The organism is Agrobacterium sp. MCAB5 (genome assembly GCF_052114365.1).
In the GTDB taxonomy this organism is placed as follows: Bacteria; Pseudomonadota; Alphaproteobacteria; order Rhizobiales; family Rhizobiaceae; genus Agrobacterium; species Agrobacterium tumefaciens.
The window spans coordinates 110178-124407 of record NZ_JBFREP010000011.1; the positions used below are offsets into that span (position 1 = coordinate 110178).

Consider the following 14230-nt stretch of genomic DNA (forward strand, 5'->3'; position numbering starts at 1 on the left):
ATTGAGCGTTAATAATTACTTTGTTGCCGTTCCGTTTGCGGCAGTTTTTGGCGTATTGAGGATGGCAATCGTCAATCAATCATCACGCTTGTGGGGTGCTTCTGCGAAATTTGCGGCGTGCGAATTCCCCAGTCTTGCCGGTCGCGCTTCTGAAAAGCCGTGAACAACAAGCAGAAGTTTCTGTTTTCTTGGACATTTATTCCGTTCTGTACTACGGAAAATTTCGTCTCTTTTTTGTGGTGATATTGAATGACCAATCTTCGTGCTGCCCCGGTATGGCCGATCGGCGGCGGTGAAACGGGTGAGCTTGTGCGTGGCTTCGACTGGTCGAAGACATCGCTCGGTCCGATTAGCGACTGGCCGCAGAATTTGAGGCAGAAGGCCAATTCCGTCGTCAACTCTCCCATTCCGCAGGTGCTGATGTGGGGTGCGGATCATGTGATGATCTACAATGACGGCTATGCGGAAATTGCCGGCAATTATCACCCGCGGGCGCTGGGCGGAACGGTGCCAGGTATCTGGCCCGAGATCTGGGACTGGAACAGCCGCATTCTGGAGGCTGGCTTTCGTGGCGAGGTCATGGCTTATCGCGACCAGCCGATGACGCTGATGCGGCACGGTCAGCCGGAAGAGGTGATCTTCGATCTGTTCTATACGCCGATCTACAATGATGGCGGCGCGGTGGACGGCGTCCTGTGCACGGTGCTTGAAAACACCGAAAAGGTGAAGGCCGTGGAGGCGCTGGAGCAGAGCCGCAAGGAGCTGAGCCGGCTTACCAATGCCCTGCCAATCCTGGTGGGATATGTCGATCGCGACTATGTCTATAAATTCGCCAATGACGGTTATCTGGAGTGGTTCGGCCGCAGCGCCGAGGAGGTGATCGGCCGTAGCGTTCCGGAAATTGTTGGAGACGCGTTCTTCAGTTCGCGCAGGGCCTATCTCGATCGTGCGCTCGGCGGCGAAAAGATCGTTTCGGATACGGTGATCAGCAGACCGGATGGCAGCAAGCGAGCCGCCGAAATCCGTTATGTTCCCCGCTATATCGCAGATGGTTCGGTTGACGGCATTTATGTGCTGATCATCGATATCGAGGACCGGAAACGTTCCGAGCACGAAATCGTGCTTAGCAATAACCGTTTCCGCGCCGCTGTTGATGCGGTCCACGGCGTGCTTTGGACCAATACCGCCGACGGCATGATGCTGGGTGAGCAGCCTGCGTGGGGTGCACTTACCGGGCAGAGCTTCGACGAGTATCAGGGGTTCGGCTGGGTCGAAGCGGTTCATCCCGAAGACAGGGACCATTCGCTGGAAAGCTGGACAAAAGCCGTTTCCGCGCGGGCGACCTATATTTGGGAGCATCGCGTTCGCCGCCATGACGGCGTCTACCGCACATTTGCGATCCGTGGCGTTCCGATTTTCGACAATTCCGGTGATATTGCGGAATGGGTGGGTGTCCACACGGATATCACCGAACAGCGGCTGGCCGAGAACACGCTTAAAGAACATGCCAGCAATCTGGAACGCGAGATTCGCCACCGCATAAGAGCGGAAGAGCAGCTTCGCCAATTGAATGAAGGGCTGGAAGCGCGGGTCGAGACGGAAATCGCCGAGCGCCGCCAGACCGAAAGAGCGTTGCAGCAGGCGCAGAAAATGGAATCCATCGGCCAGTTGACCGGTGGCGTCGCGCATGATTTCAACAATCTTCTTCAGGTAATCGCGGGCAATCTGCAATTGCTGTCAAAGGACGTGATTGGCAACGAGCGTGCCGAACGGCGGCTGGAAAATGCGCTGGCCGGCGTTCATCGCGGTGCCAAGCTTGCAAGCCAGCTTCTGGCCTTTGGCCGTCGTCAGGCGCTGGAACCGCGCGTTATCAACATCTCCCGCTTCGTTACCGGCATGGACGATCTCCTGCGCCGTTCGCTTGGTGAGGCGATCGAGGTTGAGGTCATCACCTCCGGCGGCCTGTGGAATACCTATGCCGACCCCAACCAGGTGGAAAACGCTCTCCTTAATCTGGCGATCAATGCGCGTGATGCCATGGAAGGGCACGGCAAGCTGACAATCGAGGTCGGCAATGCGGTTCTCGATCGCGATTACGCGCGCAAGCATTCGGAAGTCTCGCCGGGGCAATATGTCATGCTGGCTGTTACCGATACCGGATCGGGCATGTCGCCGGACATTCTGGAAAAGGTGTTCGAGCCGTTCTTTTCGACGAAACCGGAAGGCAAGGGCACCGGTCTCGGCCTTTCGATGGTTTACGGTTTTGCAAAACAGTCCAGTGGCCATGTCAACATCTATAGCGAGGTGGGGCAGGGCACGACGGTGAAGATGTATCTACCGCGATCCGCCGCCGACGAGGACAGGGAAGTGGTGATACCGACCGGCCCCGTCGAGGGTGGCACGGAAACGATCCTTGTGGTGGAGGATGACGAGGAGGTGCGCAGCACCGTCGTCGAGACACTGAGCGATCTCGGTTACCGCGTGCTCACTGCCCGCGATGCGCAGGCTGGTTTGACGGTGGTCGAAAGCGGCATTCCGATTGACGTAATCTTCACCGATGTGGTGATGCCGGGACCTTTGAAAAGCCGGGAAATGGCGCGCCGGGCGCAGGAAAGGTTGCCTAATCTCGCCGTTCTCTTCACATCCGGTTATACGGAAAACTCCATCGTGCATGGCGGCAAGCTGGATTCCGGGGTGGAACTGCTCTCCAAGCCTTACACGCGCGAAGCGCTGGCGCGGCGCATCCGCCATGTCATCGCCAATCGCAAGCAGGTTTCTCTCGCCAAGACGAGGCCGGTATCATCACCGCGTCATTCCAAAACCCCCGAATCCGCGCAGGTCGTCGGAGACGAGACCAGATCGGTTTGCGTGCTTCTTGTTGAGGATGACGAGTTGATCCGGATGAATTCGACCGAGATGCTGGCCGATAACGGCTTTGCCGTCGTCGAGGCCGGAAATGCTGTGCAGGCGCTAAAGGCGATCGAGACGGAAGAGATCGATGTTCTCGTTACCGACATAGGCCTGCCGGACATGAAGGGCGGCGAGCTGGCGGTTGAGGCATTGCGCCGGAAACCGGGACTAGCCATCGTGTTTGCCACGGGAGACAACCAACTGCCGAACGGGGCGCCGGAAACGGCAGTGCTTTTGACCAAGCCCTATGACGAACAGCAGATCGTCTCAGCTGTCGAACTGGCCCATACGGCAAACACGATGGCGGGCGAATAAACCGCCCGCCATCCTGTCTCAATAACCGCGCGTCATATCGACCGTTTCCGGCAGCGTACCTGTTTCACGCCATGTCTTGACATTGCCTGCCACTATTTTCGCTGAACTTTCCCGGCTTGTCGGCGCGGAAATATGTGGCAGGACGGTCACTTTCGGGTGCTGCCAGAATGCGGAAGCGTGAGGTAGCGGCTCCTGTTCGAAGACATCGAGAACCGCATGCGAAAGCTGGCCGGAATCAAGCGCCGCGATCAGGTCATCGGCGACGACGACGGCTCCGCGGGCGAAATTGATGAGTGCGACTCCCTTTTTCATGGCGCCGAGACGGTCGGCATTCAGAAGGCCGCGCGTCGCATCGGTCAGCGGCACCAGACAGACGAGAATGTCGCTTTTTTCCAGCAAGTCCCCCAGCCCGTCATCGCCCGTCAGCGTTGCCACTCCCTCGATTGCCTTGGCCGAGCGGCTCCAGCCGGAAACGTTGAAGCCTGCATGAAGCAGGCGTTGCGCCGCAGCCGTTCCGAGCGCGCCGAGGCCGAGGAGGCCGACGGTCATCTCGCCCGGATGCCGATAATCGAGTTCCTGCCAGAGGGCTTTTTGCTGGTTTACGCGATAGGCCGGCATGTCGCGTTGCAGGTAATATGTCCATGCCAGCACGGCTTCCGCCATCACGCGTGAAAGCTCCGGGTCTTTCAGCCGCACGATCGGCGGCGCCTTGTCTCCCAGTTCCAGAACGAGCCGTTCGACACCCGCCCACAGGCTGTGAATCCACGAAAGACCCGGCAAGGCTGCAATATCGGCTGGATCGGGATTGGCGACGATGGCGAAGTCCACCGCGCGTTTCTGCTCCCCGCTTAATTCGGAAAAGGAGAGGATTTCCTCTTCCGGCATGGCGTCGCGAAGCGCTTGCTTCCAGATGGCTTCCGCTTGCGCATTCATCCGCGAAACAAGGGCGATGGGTGATGGCATGAAACTGGTCCTGCTTGCTGGCGATTGGTTGGTCGCCATCAATGCGTAATTTTGCGGGCAACGCCATAGGCTGGATRGCAAAATTTGAGCTGCAAAAAAAAAGCGGCCCGGTTTGCACCGGGCCGCTACACCATTCAGGCGTTTTCCTTCACCGGCGGTTTGGCGTCGCCGTAATAGGCCGCGAATGTCTCGTGATAGTGCTCAGAACCACCGGGGCCTGCATAACGCTGCAATTCCGTCATATCGGTCTTGTTGAGCACGATCCCCAACGTCTTGTTGGCAATCTGCGGTTCGTTGGCCATCAGGTTCTGCACCATCTGGATCGGCGTCTTGCCCCATTCCGTAACGAAGACGAAACCATCGACCTGCGGTGCGAAGGCTTTAGCGTCGATGACGGGAACGACGGGTGCAAGGTCGACAATGATGTAGTCGCAGGCCTCACGCGCCGATTCGATGAATTTGCGCATGCCGGAGGAGGCAAGAAGCTCGCTTGAATGGGCAAACTGGTTGCTGGTGGAAACCGGCAGGATGCCCATTTTCGTGCGGGTATCGACCTTCACTGCCTGCGTCCACGGTATCTCGTCAAGCACGACCTCCACCAGACCGGCGGATTGCCGCGTTGTCAGCATGCGGCTGAGGCCGGGGTTGCGGATGTCGGCATCCACCACAAGCGTGCGCTTGCCGGTGGAGGCGATCAGACCGGCGAGATTGAGCGCCACGACCGATTTACCCTCGTTCGGCAGGCATGAGATGACGCCGATTACCCGGCACTGGCGTTCCTGGATAACGACATCAGCCGTCAGCTTCACGTTGCGCAGCGTCTCGGCAAAGCTTGAGCGCGGGCTGTCGACGGCAAGGCGCAGCATTTTCTGGAACGAGACCTGACCGTTTTCGTCGATGGTCGTGCTCTCGCTGCCGGGGGTGGCGGCAGGGGTACCCGACTTTGCGGTTTCTGCACCCCGTTCCCCGATAAAGGGCAGGTAGCCCAGAAAACGCATGCGCAGATTGTCGCGCACATCGTTGCCGGTGTGGAAAAAGCGATCCCGGAACTCAAGAAGCGCTGCGATGCCGCCGCCCAGCATAAGGCCGAGAATGACGGAAAGCGCCATGGTCATCGTCTTTTTCGGGCTGGACGGAGCTGTCGGCAGACCCGCTTCGGAGATGATGCGGGCCTTGGCGATCGGCAGCGACTGCTTCTGGGATGCTTCTTCGAAGCGGCCGAGGTAGGACTGGTAGAGTGTGCGCAGAGCGGTTGCCCGCTGCTCCAGCTCACGCAATTGCACCATAGTGATATTGGCTTGCGAATTGCGGCCCGCCACGCGGTCGATATTGTCGCGAAGCGATTGCACACGGGAATTGGAGACGTCGTATTCGTTCTTCAGGCTGCCCGTAACCTGCTGCAGTTCCTGGAATATCTGCCTTGCAATTTCTTTCTTCTCACTCTCCAGCGCTACCGCCTGAGGGTGGTCGGCGCCGAATTGCTGGACGACGCCCTGCAATCGGTCAGAGATCGTGATGTAGCGCTTGCGAAGGTCCTGAATGACCGAGTTATCGGCATCCCGTGCGGAAACGACTGCATTGTCAACCGCTGCATCCGGTCCCCGGTCGATGATGGATTTGTACTGGCCATAACGTGCAGCAGCCGTCGCGACATCCGCCTGCGCGGCAATCAGCTGGCCGTTGAGATCGGCCAACTGGCCTTCCGACATGAGCTCGCCGCGCGAAGAAACGATATTATTGTCCGTCTTGAATTTTTCGACGGCAAGCTGGGCGGCCTGCGCACGCTGGTTCAGGTCGCTCATGCGCTCCTGAAGCCACACAGAAGCGCGCTCGCTGGCGTCGAAATTGGCGTTCAGCTGTTCGGTCAGATAGGCCTGCGCATAGGTCTTGGCGATGAGCGCGGCAAGCTGCCGATCCGTCGAACGGGTGGAAATGGCGATGACCGAACTGCGGCCGACACGCTCTACGATCAGCGATTGTTGCAGCACGGCGGCTGCCTTTTCGCGGCGTCCGGCGCGGATTGCCGCTTCGGAGGCCGGCGGATCTCCGGGCAGGATGAGATCGACGATACCGCGCACGGAAGATTTCACGAGATCGACCGGCGACAGCGACGGATTGACGATGGTGTCGTTCTCGTCGAGCTTGGCCTTGTCGACCACGGTCAGCGCCATTTCCTTGGATTTCAGAATTTCCACAGCACTGGCGATACGGTTGTCGACGATCTGGGCGGCAGGTACCGGCGATTCCTCTTCCGCGTAACGGGAAAGGCTTTCATCCAGAAGCACCTGAGTCATCGCGGTGTAAACGGGGGTTGCAAGCACCAGATAAAGGCCGGCCAGAACCACAGCGGCGATGACCGAGGCGGCAATGACATTGGCGCGGCGCACCACGGCTGCCCAGAGGCGATCGAGGTCAATAAATGTGTCGGCATCCTTGCCGGGATCCGGAAAACCGATGCTGGATTTAAAGGTCTTGTGGTGCATGGACCTACCTTGTGAATTAAAAATGGTACGCGGGAAGCCGAGCAACGCTCGGCTTCCCGCCCCCCGTTATTGATGTGCCGACCGCCTCCCCGGCAGCACGATTAAAGTCAGGCCGCCTGAACGCGGCTTTCATGGTTTGCGACGAGTTCCTTGACGGAAGCGAGAACCTGCGCCTCCATGTCGGCACGCATCAGCGAGAAAGCGACATTGGCGGCGATGAAGCCCTGCTTGCTGCCGCAGTCGAATGTGCGACCGCTGTACTTCTGCGCATGGAAGGCCTGCTTCTCAGCGAGCCGCTTCATGCCGTCAGTCAGCTGGATTTCGTTGCCCGCGCCACGCTCCTGTTTGGCGAGAATGTCGAAGATTTCCGGCTGCAGAATATAACGGCCGTTGAGATAATAATTCGAAGGCGCCCTGGATGGTTCCGGCTTCTCGACCATTTCGGTCACCGCAAAGCCGTGATTGACCTTCTGGCCGACACCAACGACGCCGTAGGATGACACTTCTTCCGGCAGGCATTCCTCAACACCGAGGATATTGCCGCCGACTTCGTCGTAGAGTTCCATCAACCCGGCAATGCAGCCGCGTGCGCCATAGGAAACCATATCAGGCAAAAGCAGCGCAAAAGGCTCCTTGCCCACCAGTTCGCGCGCGCACCAAACCGCGTGGCCGAGGCCGAGCGGCACCTGCTGGCGGGTGTAGCTGACTGTGCCTGCGACTGGCAGCATCTTTTCAAGCTGCAGCACCTGCACCGTCTTGCCGGAGCGGGTGAGCGTGTTGATAAGCTCGGGCGCGCTGTCGAAATAGTCTTCGATGGCGGTCTTGTTACGGCTGGTTACGAAAATAATGTGCTCGATGCCGGCCTGCATGGCCTCATCGACGGCATATTGCACGACCGGCCGGTCGACGATCGTGAGCATTTCCTTCGGCATCGCCTTGGTGGCGGGCAAAAACCGCGTGCCGTTGCCGGCTACGGGAATGACGGCTTTTCTGACAGTTTTGTTCAGGTCCATCGCGTTCTCCTTCATCAAGGTTTGATCTGTCCCCAGTCCGCTTGCAGATTTTTCGCGTACAGATTTGTCCGCTCACAAATTTTACGAAATCTGCCTTTTCACCCCAGTATTTGCCGCGGGCGCAAACATCGCGTTCCGCAACCTCTTCAGCCGCACGGCAATGGGCATTCTCAAATGCCCCAGCACGGCGGGATCTCTGATCGTTGTCTTCAGCGCGCCGATAATCGAGCGGCGCTTGATGTCTTCCACCAATGTCAGGAAGTTACGGGCCAGTTGCAGGCTACGGCTTCTGGCCTGCTGCGCATCCATGGCGGCGGGCAACAGCGCGTAGTGGCTCAGAAACTCCTGGTCCGCCCGCATCATTCCTTCGACGTGGTGGATTTCGAGGACGCGCGAGATCGAACCCTCGCGAATATTATAGATGTAGCCCGGTTTCGGCTCGATGACGCAAAGGCCGCCGGCGGCAAGCGCCGAGGCAAGCAGGATGTAATCCTCGCCGATGCGGATGTCCTCGCGAAAACGCAATCCCTCGCTATTTAGGAAATCGCGCCGGAACATCGGCTTCATGTAGCCGAAGTTGAAGGTGGAGCGGAAAAGGATGTTGGAGGAAATGAAGTCCTCAAGGGTAAGGACGGGTCTTTCCTCCAGAAACTCCTCTGCGAACATCGTTTCCATCGGCCTGCCGTCCGTATAGGCGACATCGAGATTGTCGACAGCGATCACCGCATTGGCCGCATCTGCCCGGCACATCATGCAGGCGGAACGGTCGGGGCGGATGACGTCGTCCGAATCGAGAACTGCGATAAAGCGTCCGGTTGCTGCGTCGATACCGGCATTGCGCGCGCCTCCCGGTCCGAGGTTCTGTTCAAGCGCAAGCAGCCGGACACGCGGATCGTTGGCCGCAATGGCCTCGACGAGCGAGATCGTCTCGTCGGCGGAGCGGTCGTCCACGACGATCACCTCCAGTGTCACGCCCTGCTGKTCAAGCGCACTTTGAATGGCGGCTTCGATCGTCTCTGCGGCATTATAGGCGGCAATGACGAAGCTGATATCGGGCTGAGGGTTAAGGTTCTCCATCAGGTTGCCTCCACCGCGCCGTATTGGCGGATTTCGCGCACTCCGAAGGCGCCGCTTACCGAGCCGAGATGCAAGGCGCCGCGCAGGGCATAGCGGTTGCGGCGCACGGCGTTGAAACCGTTCAGCGCGGCAAAGACGGCGCAATAGAGAACTTTCGATCCTGCCTTCAGCACCTGCATCACGCGTCTTGCGCCGGGTTTCTTTTCGGCAAGCACACGGCCATGGGTCTGGCCGGAGCGGAAGCGACGTTTGGCAAGCCACATGAAACGGGCGCGGTTTTCCGGCACCGGCTCGGAGAGCACGGCCTTTTGCGCAAAGACGATGCGACCGCCCGAAGCATGGAGATGCGAGAAGAAATGCGTGTCCTCACCGCCGCTCTGGCCGAGCGCCAGCGCAAAACGCCGGTCCTTTACCGATGGGGCGTCCATCTTGAGAAGCGTGTTGCAGGTGTAGCCGGTGATGATCTCGCCATTCACCCAGACGGGCACGGTCGAGTGAAAATCGCCACGTTTCATCCAGCCCGGCGCATTCTCACGGTAAACCGCCGTCACTGGGCCAAGAACGACATCCGCGCCGGTTTCGCCTGCCTTTTCCATAAGTGCGGCCAGCCAGTGCGGCGGGGCGGTCTCATCATCGTCGATAAAGGCCAGATAGTCCGCCCGGCTCTCAGAGAGGCAGGCGTTGCGGGCAATCGAGATATTCGATTTCGGGCAATGGACATAGGCGATCTCGAAAGGCGAAGTTTCGCGCAGCCGATCCACACTTGCCTTGGCACTTGGTTCCTCATCATTGTCGGCAACGATCAGGCGAACTGTCACGCCTTCGGGCACTTCCAGTTCGAACAGTGACAGAAGTGTGGCGACCAGCGCCGGACGTCTGTAGGTACAGATGCCGATATCGACGGTCTTTGAATTGTGTGGTTCGGTGACGATGAGGTCGGTCATGAGACAGCCTTTTTTCCCCGGAATTTCAGGAGTTCCAGCCAGAAGCCGGTGGACCACGCCAGATGCATCACCATTGCGGAAAAGGCGGCGAGCGGGCCGTATGGGTTTTTCTGACCTATTGCCATCCACAAGCCATAACCCACACATGCGGCGATCCAGAGGCCAAGCGGAATAAGTGCTGCCCAATGCACAAGCGACAGCAGGGCAAGCACGAAGACCGGCAGGACAGCCAGCGGAATCATCTGACGGATCTTCGGGATCGAGCGATGTTTCAGCAGGTTCTTTGCCCGGCCACGGCCATAGGCGAGATATTGCCTGAACAGAGGCATGACGCTAGCGCGCGGATAATAGGTCATGCGGGTCTTGTCGGTCATCCAGATACGGAAACCGGATTTGCGCAGCCGGAAATCCAGTTCGGCATCCTCGTTGTGGCTGAAGCTTTCATCGTAACCACCGACCGCGTCGAAGGCGGCGATCCGCATCAACGCGTGGTGGCCATGGTCGATCCAGTGTCCCTTGGCGCCTTCGCGGTGCTTTGAGCCGCCATTGCCGAGTTTGGAATTCTGCGCAATCGCCGTCGCCTTCTGGAACAGGCCGTGCCCGACCGTATCCATGGCGACCACGACGGAATCCGCGCCGGTGCGATCCGCGTCTTCAATCAGCCGCTGGCAATAATCATCCGGATAATCGCCATGGGCGTCGATGCGGATGAGGTAGTCGAAATCCTCGCCGAAAGTGGATACGGCCAGGTTTATGCCGGCGCTCTGGATGCGCTTGGGATTGGGAAGGAGCGTAACGCGGTCATCCGTTACGGCGAAGGCGGAAACGATGTCGCGCGTGCCGTCCGTGCTGCCGCCATCGGCAACAACGATGCGGAAAATACGCCCATCCATCGCGCCGGTGAATTTTCGCAGCAACGCCTCGATCGTCTTTGCCTCGTTGAGGCAGGGAATGACGATCAGAGTTCTGATGCCGGAATGACCAAGACCTTCCATGATTTGCCCCCTACGCACTACACGGGTGAAAACGCAGCTTCACGGGCATGGCCGGAAGCGGATTTTGTAAGAGAGGACAATTGCTGGACCAGCTGACGGCAATCGTCGCGGTCGGTCAGCCATTGTTTCTTATCGAGTGCCGAGAGGGCGTCGAAGGCGTCCGTATACGTTTGTGGAGTCATAGTGTTGAAAAGAGCGGCCAGATCATCTGCACCGGCATTTTGCAGAACAAAACCGATATTGCGCTTTTCGATGAAACGAGCCGTTTCCGTGCCTGCAAGTGCAATCGGCAGGGTGCCGTAAAGGCATCCCTCATAGAGCCGATTGGGCAGCAGCCAGCTTGAATTCTGGCCTTCCTCGAAGAAGTCGATCGCCCAGGTGAACTGCACTTCATTATAGATGGTGGCCAGATCTTCAGGGTTTTTGTAGGCCCCGTGGAAATGCACATGCGGCGCGGCAGCCACTAAACCATCGAAATCCGCAAATTCCGAATAGGCCGGCCGGCCGCGCAGGATGATTTCGACCTTGCCATCCATGCGCCTTGCAAAATCGGCGAGGATTTCGAGCGATTTGCGGCAGCGAAGCGCCCCAAACCAGCCGATTTTCCACGGTTCGCCGGGGGCAGGTGGGCGCGGTTGTGGGGTGGCTGCTACAGCGGCATCAAGCGCCAGCACCCTGTTTTCCTGCAACAGCACGGGAAGGTTCAGGCCGGAAACGGGTTTGAAATAATGCTCGACGAAAGCTGGAGAACTCGTCACCAGCAGCTTGGCATCCCGGGCGAAATAGCGCTGGGCCGCATTGAGAAGCTGCCCCGGCTTGCCCTCATTGAGAAGCAGGCGGTGAATGTCGAGACATTCGTAAACCAGTGCCGGCTGGCGGTCGTAAAGCGACATGGCCCGTTTTGCGAGAGCCAGCATTTCCAGGTTTCTGGCAAGAATGACGTCGGGCATGGGGATGCCGCGTAATGTTTTGCCGAGCGAGAGGCTGGCTTTGGCGACGGCTGCCATGCGCTGAAGAAACCGCCCATCGGCGGTTTCTCCGAGAATGACCGGCACCACGCCCTCGATCTCTGCAAGCCGGTTCTGTCCGCGCCGGAAGCCCGCCAGCGTGACCCGCGCGCCGCCCGCAAGCAAGGTCAACACCCGCCGGCGAATGGCGGGGTCCGACAGATCATGCGCGAGATAAAGAACATGGATCATGCATGGGTTCCGGTTGGTTTCATACGTCAAGGACGCCGAGGCTCAGGTTTAAAAAAGCAATCAGTTAAGGGCGCAGGCGATGGATTCGGGAAACTGGCATTTGTCGCCGAGCGCCGTGAAGGCGAAGCGGTCAACAATCATCTGTGTTGCGCCGGAATAGGAAAAGGCACCCATCCAGTCCTTCAACGTGTCGGTTCCCCACAGGCTGAAGAAAATCTTCTGGGCATTCTGCGGAATCTTGGTCTCATCCGTGACTTCGTGAACGAGCTTGCCGTTGACGTAGTAACGCAGGCGCTGAGGCTCCCACACGAAGGCGTAATCGTTGAAGCCAGCATCAGCTCCGCCTTCTACCGGCACCAGTTTCTCATTGCCGCCCTTGGCGGAAATATACTGGTTCAGCTGTACCTTGCCCGTATTCTTGCCCAAAACCTCGAAGTCGATTTCATCATGGGGCTTTTTGTCGGTCGGGCCGATATAGGTGAAGAAGGCGGAGTTCAATCCGGAGCCGGTAGCGGCTTTCATCCGTGCTTCATAGGTGCCGTAGCGATAACGCCCCTTGGTCTGGATTTCACCGCAGGCGAAGTTGCGGTCGCCGGACTTTGCTTCCTCAAAACCAAGCGTCAGCTGGCCGTTTTCCACCGTGGCCAGTTTCTTCGACCAGGTGCAGTTCTGATGCGCACCGTTGTTCCAGCCGTCGGAGACGTACCAGAACGACCGGTCCATCTGATCGAAATTCTCGATGAAGGATGCACCGTTGCCTTCTTGTGCCTGGCTCGGTGTCGTGAAGGGTGTCGCCAGCAGGGTGGCGGCGAGAAGAATGCGTGTCTGAACGCGGGTGACAAATGTTGTCATTGGTTCACCTCTGTCGTTGCGAATAAAGTGTTTCGGATGTGGGCGGGCCGATCATGGAGGCCCGTTTTGCAGCGAATTCGGACGTTGTCTTGCGTTTGCCGTTCCGGCTTCCGGTCAGCACGGCATAGACGGCCGGCAGGTATTTGCGGGTTTGTGCATTGCTCACCACCAGAATGACAAAGGCGGACAGCGTGGCGATGACATAGAAGGCGGGGTAGAAATCGGGTCCGCCCTTGTTCCAGACCATCCACATGATGACGAGCAACGGATAGTGAGCGCAGAATATCCAGAAGCTGAGGCTTCCGGTTTCGGAAAGCCGCTTGCCGAGCCTGCTGCGGATCAAAAGCGCCGACGACGCCCAGAAACCGAGCGCGCCGAAAACAGCGAGCAAATTGCGAGACATGTTCAGCCAGAAGGTAAACTCCGGGCCGGTGAAATAGAGGCCTGTTGCCAGCATGGCCGCAGCGACAAAGGTCAGCGCCATGATCGGGAAGGCGTAGGGATCGAGTGCCTTGACATCGACGCGGTGCAGCGCAAGTGCGATGCCCAGTGAGAAGCTGAACAGGATCGATTTCTTCTGGACTATGAAGATCGTCAGATCAGGCATGGCGGTTATGAAGAGCAGGATAGCGAGCGTTGGCAGCGCAAAGCGGCGCATGAGAAATGCGAGCACCGGCGACAGCAGGATGCAGACGAACAGGTCGCGCAGGAAATAAAGCGGCACGTTTACCGGCAGTTCTTCGAGCGCCGTGCCATGGCTGATGATTTCACGCGGGCTGGCGTTCCAGAGGTCCGGGAAATAACCCACACCAACGTCAAACAGCTGGATAAGCAAAATTGCGGCAAACAACGCGCCATTCCACAGCAGGAAGGGCAGCAGCACCGTTTTCGACTTCGAACGGATCGTCGCCGGATAATCGAACCCGCTCATGCCGCGACGAAACAGCAGATAGCCGGATATCGCGCTGAGACAGGGCACACCGATGCGAAACAGGGCGTCGCCCAGAAAAACACGCAGCCAGTCGAAGAAGCCGTAAAGGCCAAGAAAAGGGCTGGTTTCGGCATCGTGCGGCACATGGACGAACACGATTCCAGAGATCAGCAATATACGCATCAAATTGATACGGGAGGATAGGTTCTGATCGACAGTCACATCAGTCACCCCTATTGGGCGGCGTCCACCCACGCCGCGTTGCAACCAGAGCGAACTTAAGCCCGCACTCGTAAGTCTGGTTTCGACTTTAGGGTAAAATGTGGCGACGCGGGAAAAACACAAGCTTAGATATTGCGGGTGATTGTCTGGCGTTCCGGCATTCCGTGCGACTTTAAAAAATTAAGCAACTGAAAATATTTAATTTTTTCTAGATTTAAGTCGTCACTAAAAATCGCCAAAGGAAGCGATATTATCATTGTACGCGATATTGCACCGCAAAAAAATGGCTTTGCCATGCCGTCACGAAACACATATCCGTGACGGGT

The 14230-nt window shown here is 58.1% G+C and carries 10 protein-coding genes; 1 reads left to right on the forward strand and 9 read right to left on the reverse strand.

Annotated elements, in window-relative coordinates; all coding sequences use genetic code 11:
* Positions 1 to 249 precede the first annotated feature (249 nt).
* Positions 250 to 3225, forward strand: coding sequence for a PAS domain-containing protein (locus tag AB4Z23_RS21895; RefSeq protein WP_004431725.1), 2976 nt, complete (start codon positions 250 to 252; stop codon positions 3223 to 3225).
* 18 nt (positions 3226 to 3243) lie between these two features.
* Here the strand turns inward: AB4Z23_RS21895 and AB4Z23_RS21900 are convergent, their stop codons facing one another.
* From AB4Z23_RS21900 to AB4Z23_RS21940, 9 genes are all read right to left on the reverse strand, one after another.
* A complete protein-coding gene (locus AB4Z23_RS21900; RefSeq protein ID WP_025595240.1) occupies positions 3244 to 4188 on the reverse strand; it encodes a 2-hydroxyacid dehydrogenase in 945 nt (314 codons plus the stop codon).
* A 134-nt stretch (positions 4189 to 4322) separates the two neighbouring features.
* Positions 4323 to 6671 carry a polysaccharide biosynthesis tyrosine autokinase gene (locus tag AB4Z23_RS21905; protein WP_004431729.1) on the reverse strand — a complete coding sequence of 783 codons (2349 nt, stop codon included), beginning with the start codon at positions 6669 to 6671 and terminating at the stop codon, positions 4323 to 4325.
* A gap of 107 nt (positions 6672 to 6778) precedes the next feature.
* A complete protein-coding gene (locus AB4Z23_RS21910; protein ID WP_004431732.1) occupies positions 6779 to 7684 on the reverse strand; it encodes a UTP--glucose-1-phosphate uridylyltransferase in 906 nt (301 codons plus the stop codon).
* Between the two features lie 81 nt (positions 7685 to 7765).
* Positions 7766 to 8761: a glycosyltransferase family 2 protein gene (locus tag AB4Z23_RS21915; RefSeq protein WP_441360764.1), complete on the reverse strand. Its 996-nt coding sequence runs from the start codon at positions 8759 to 8761 to the stop codon at positions 7766 to 7768.
* Positions 8761 to 9705 (reverse strand): glycosyltransferase, encoded by a 945-nt coding sequence (locus AB4Z23_RS21920; RefSeq protein ID WP_004431738.1) that lies wholly within the window; start codon positions 9703 to 9705, stop codon positions 8761 to 8763. Before AB4Z23_RS21920 ends, AB4Z23_RS21915 begins: the two co-directional genes overlap by 1 nt.
* A complete protein-coding gene (locus tag AB4Z23_RS21925) occupies positions 9702 to 10700 on the reverse strand; it encodes a glycosyltransferase family 2 protein (protein ID WP_004431741.1) in 999 nt (332 codons plus the stop codon). Before AB4Z23_RS21925 ends, AB4Z23_RS21920 begins: the two co-directional genes overlap by 4 nt.
* A gap of 17 nt (positions 10701 to 10717) precedes the next feature.
* The gene (locus tag AB4Z23_RS21930) at positions 10718 to 11899 is read right to left on the reverse strand and encodes a glycosyl transferase family 1 (protein ID WP_035199901.1); all 1182 of its coding nucleotides are present in this window, start codon (positions 11897 to 11899) and stop codon (positions 10718 to 10720) included.
* A 60-nt stretch (positions 11900 to 11959) separates the two neighbouring features.
* Positions 11960 to 12751: a glycoside hydrolase family 16 protein gene (locus AB4Z23_RS21935; protein WP_441360765.1), complete on the reverse strand. Its 792-nt coding sequence runs from the start codon at positions 12749 to 12751 to the stop codon at positions 11960 to 11962.
* A gap of 4 nt (positions 12752 to 12755) precedes the next feature.
* On the reverse strand, positions 12756 to 13904 hold the full coding sequence (locus tag AB4Z23_RS21940) for an acyltransferase family protein (RefSeq protein WP_004431750.1): 1149 nt from the start codon (positions 13902 to 13904) through the stop codon (positions 12756 to 12758).
* Positions 13905 to 14230: the final 326 nt, after the last annotated feature.

What these genes read in the sequence shown, in the direction of transcription:
- AB4Z23_RS21910 (WP_004431732.1), bottom strand. Translation starts at nt 7,684, where the DNA reads ATGGACCTGAACAAAACTGTCAGAAAAGCCGTCATTCCCGTAGCCGGC.
- AB4Z23_RS21935 (WP_441360765.1), bottom strand. Translation starts at nt 12,751, where the DNA reads ATGACAACATTTGTCACCCGCGTTCAGACACGCATTCTTCTCGCCGCC.
- AB4Z23_RS21895 (WP_004431725.1), top strand. Translation starts at nt 250, where the DNA reads ATGACCAATCTTCGTGCTGCCCCGGTATGGCCGATCGGCGGCGGTGAA.
- AB4Z23_RS21905 (WP_004431729.1), bottom strand. Translation starts at nt 6,671, where the DNA reads ATGCACCACAAGACCTTTAAATCCAGCATCGGTTTTCCGGATCCCGGC.
- AB4Z23_RS21930 (WP_035199901.1), bottom strand. Translation starts at nt 11,899, where the DNA reads ATGATCCATGTTCTTTATCTCGCGCATGATCTGTCGGACCCCGCCATT.
- AB4Z23_RS21900 (WP_025595240.1), bottom strand. Translation starts at nt 4,188, where the DNA reads ATGCCATCACCCATCGCCCTTGTTTCGCGGATGAATGCGCAAGCGGAA.
- AB4Z23_RS21925 (WP_004431741.1), bottom strand. Translation starts at nt 10,700, where the DNA reads ATGGAAGGTCTTGGTCATTCCGGCATCAGAACTCTGATCGTCATTCCC.
- AB4Z23_RS21920 (WP_004431738.1), bottom strand. Translation starts at nt 9,705, where the DNA reads ATGACCGACCTCATCGTCACCGAACCACACAATTCAAAGACCGTCGAT.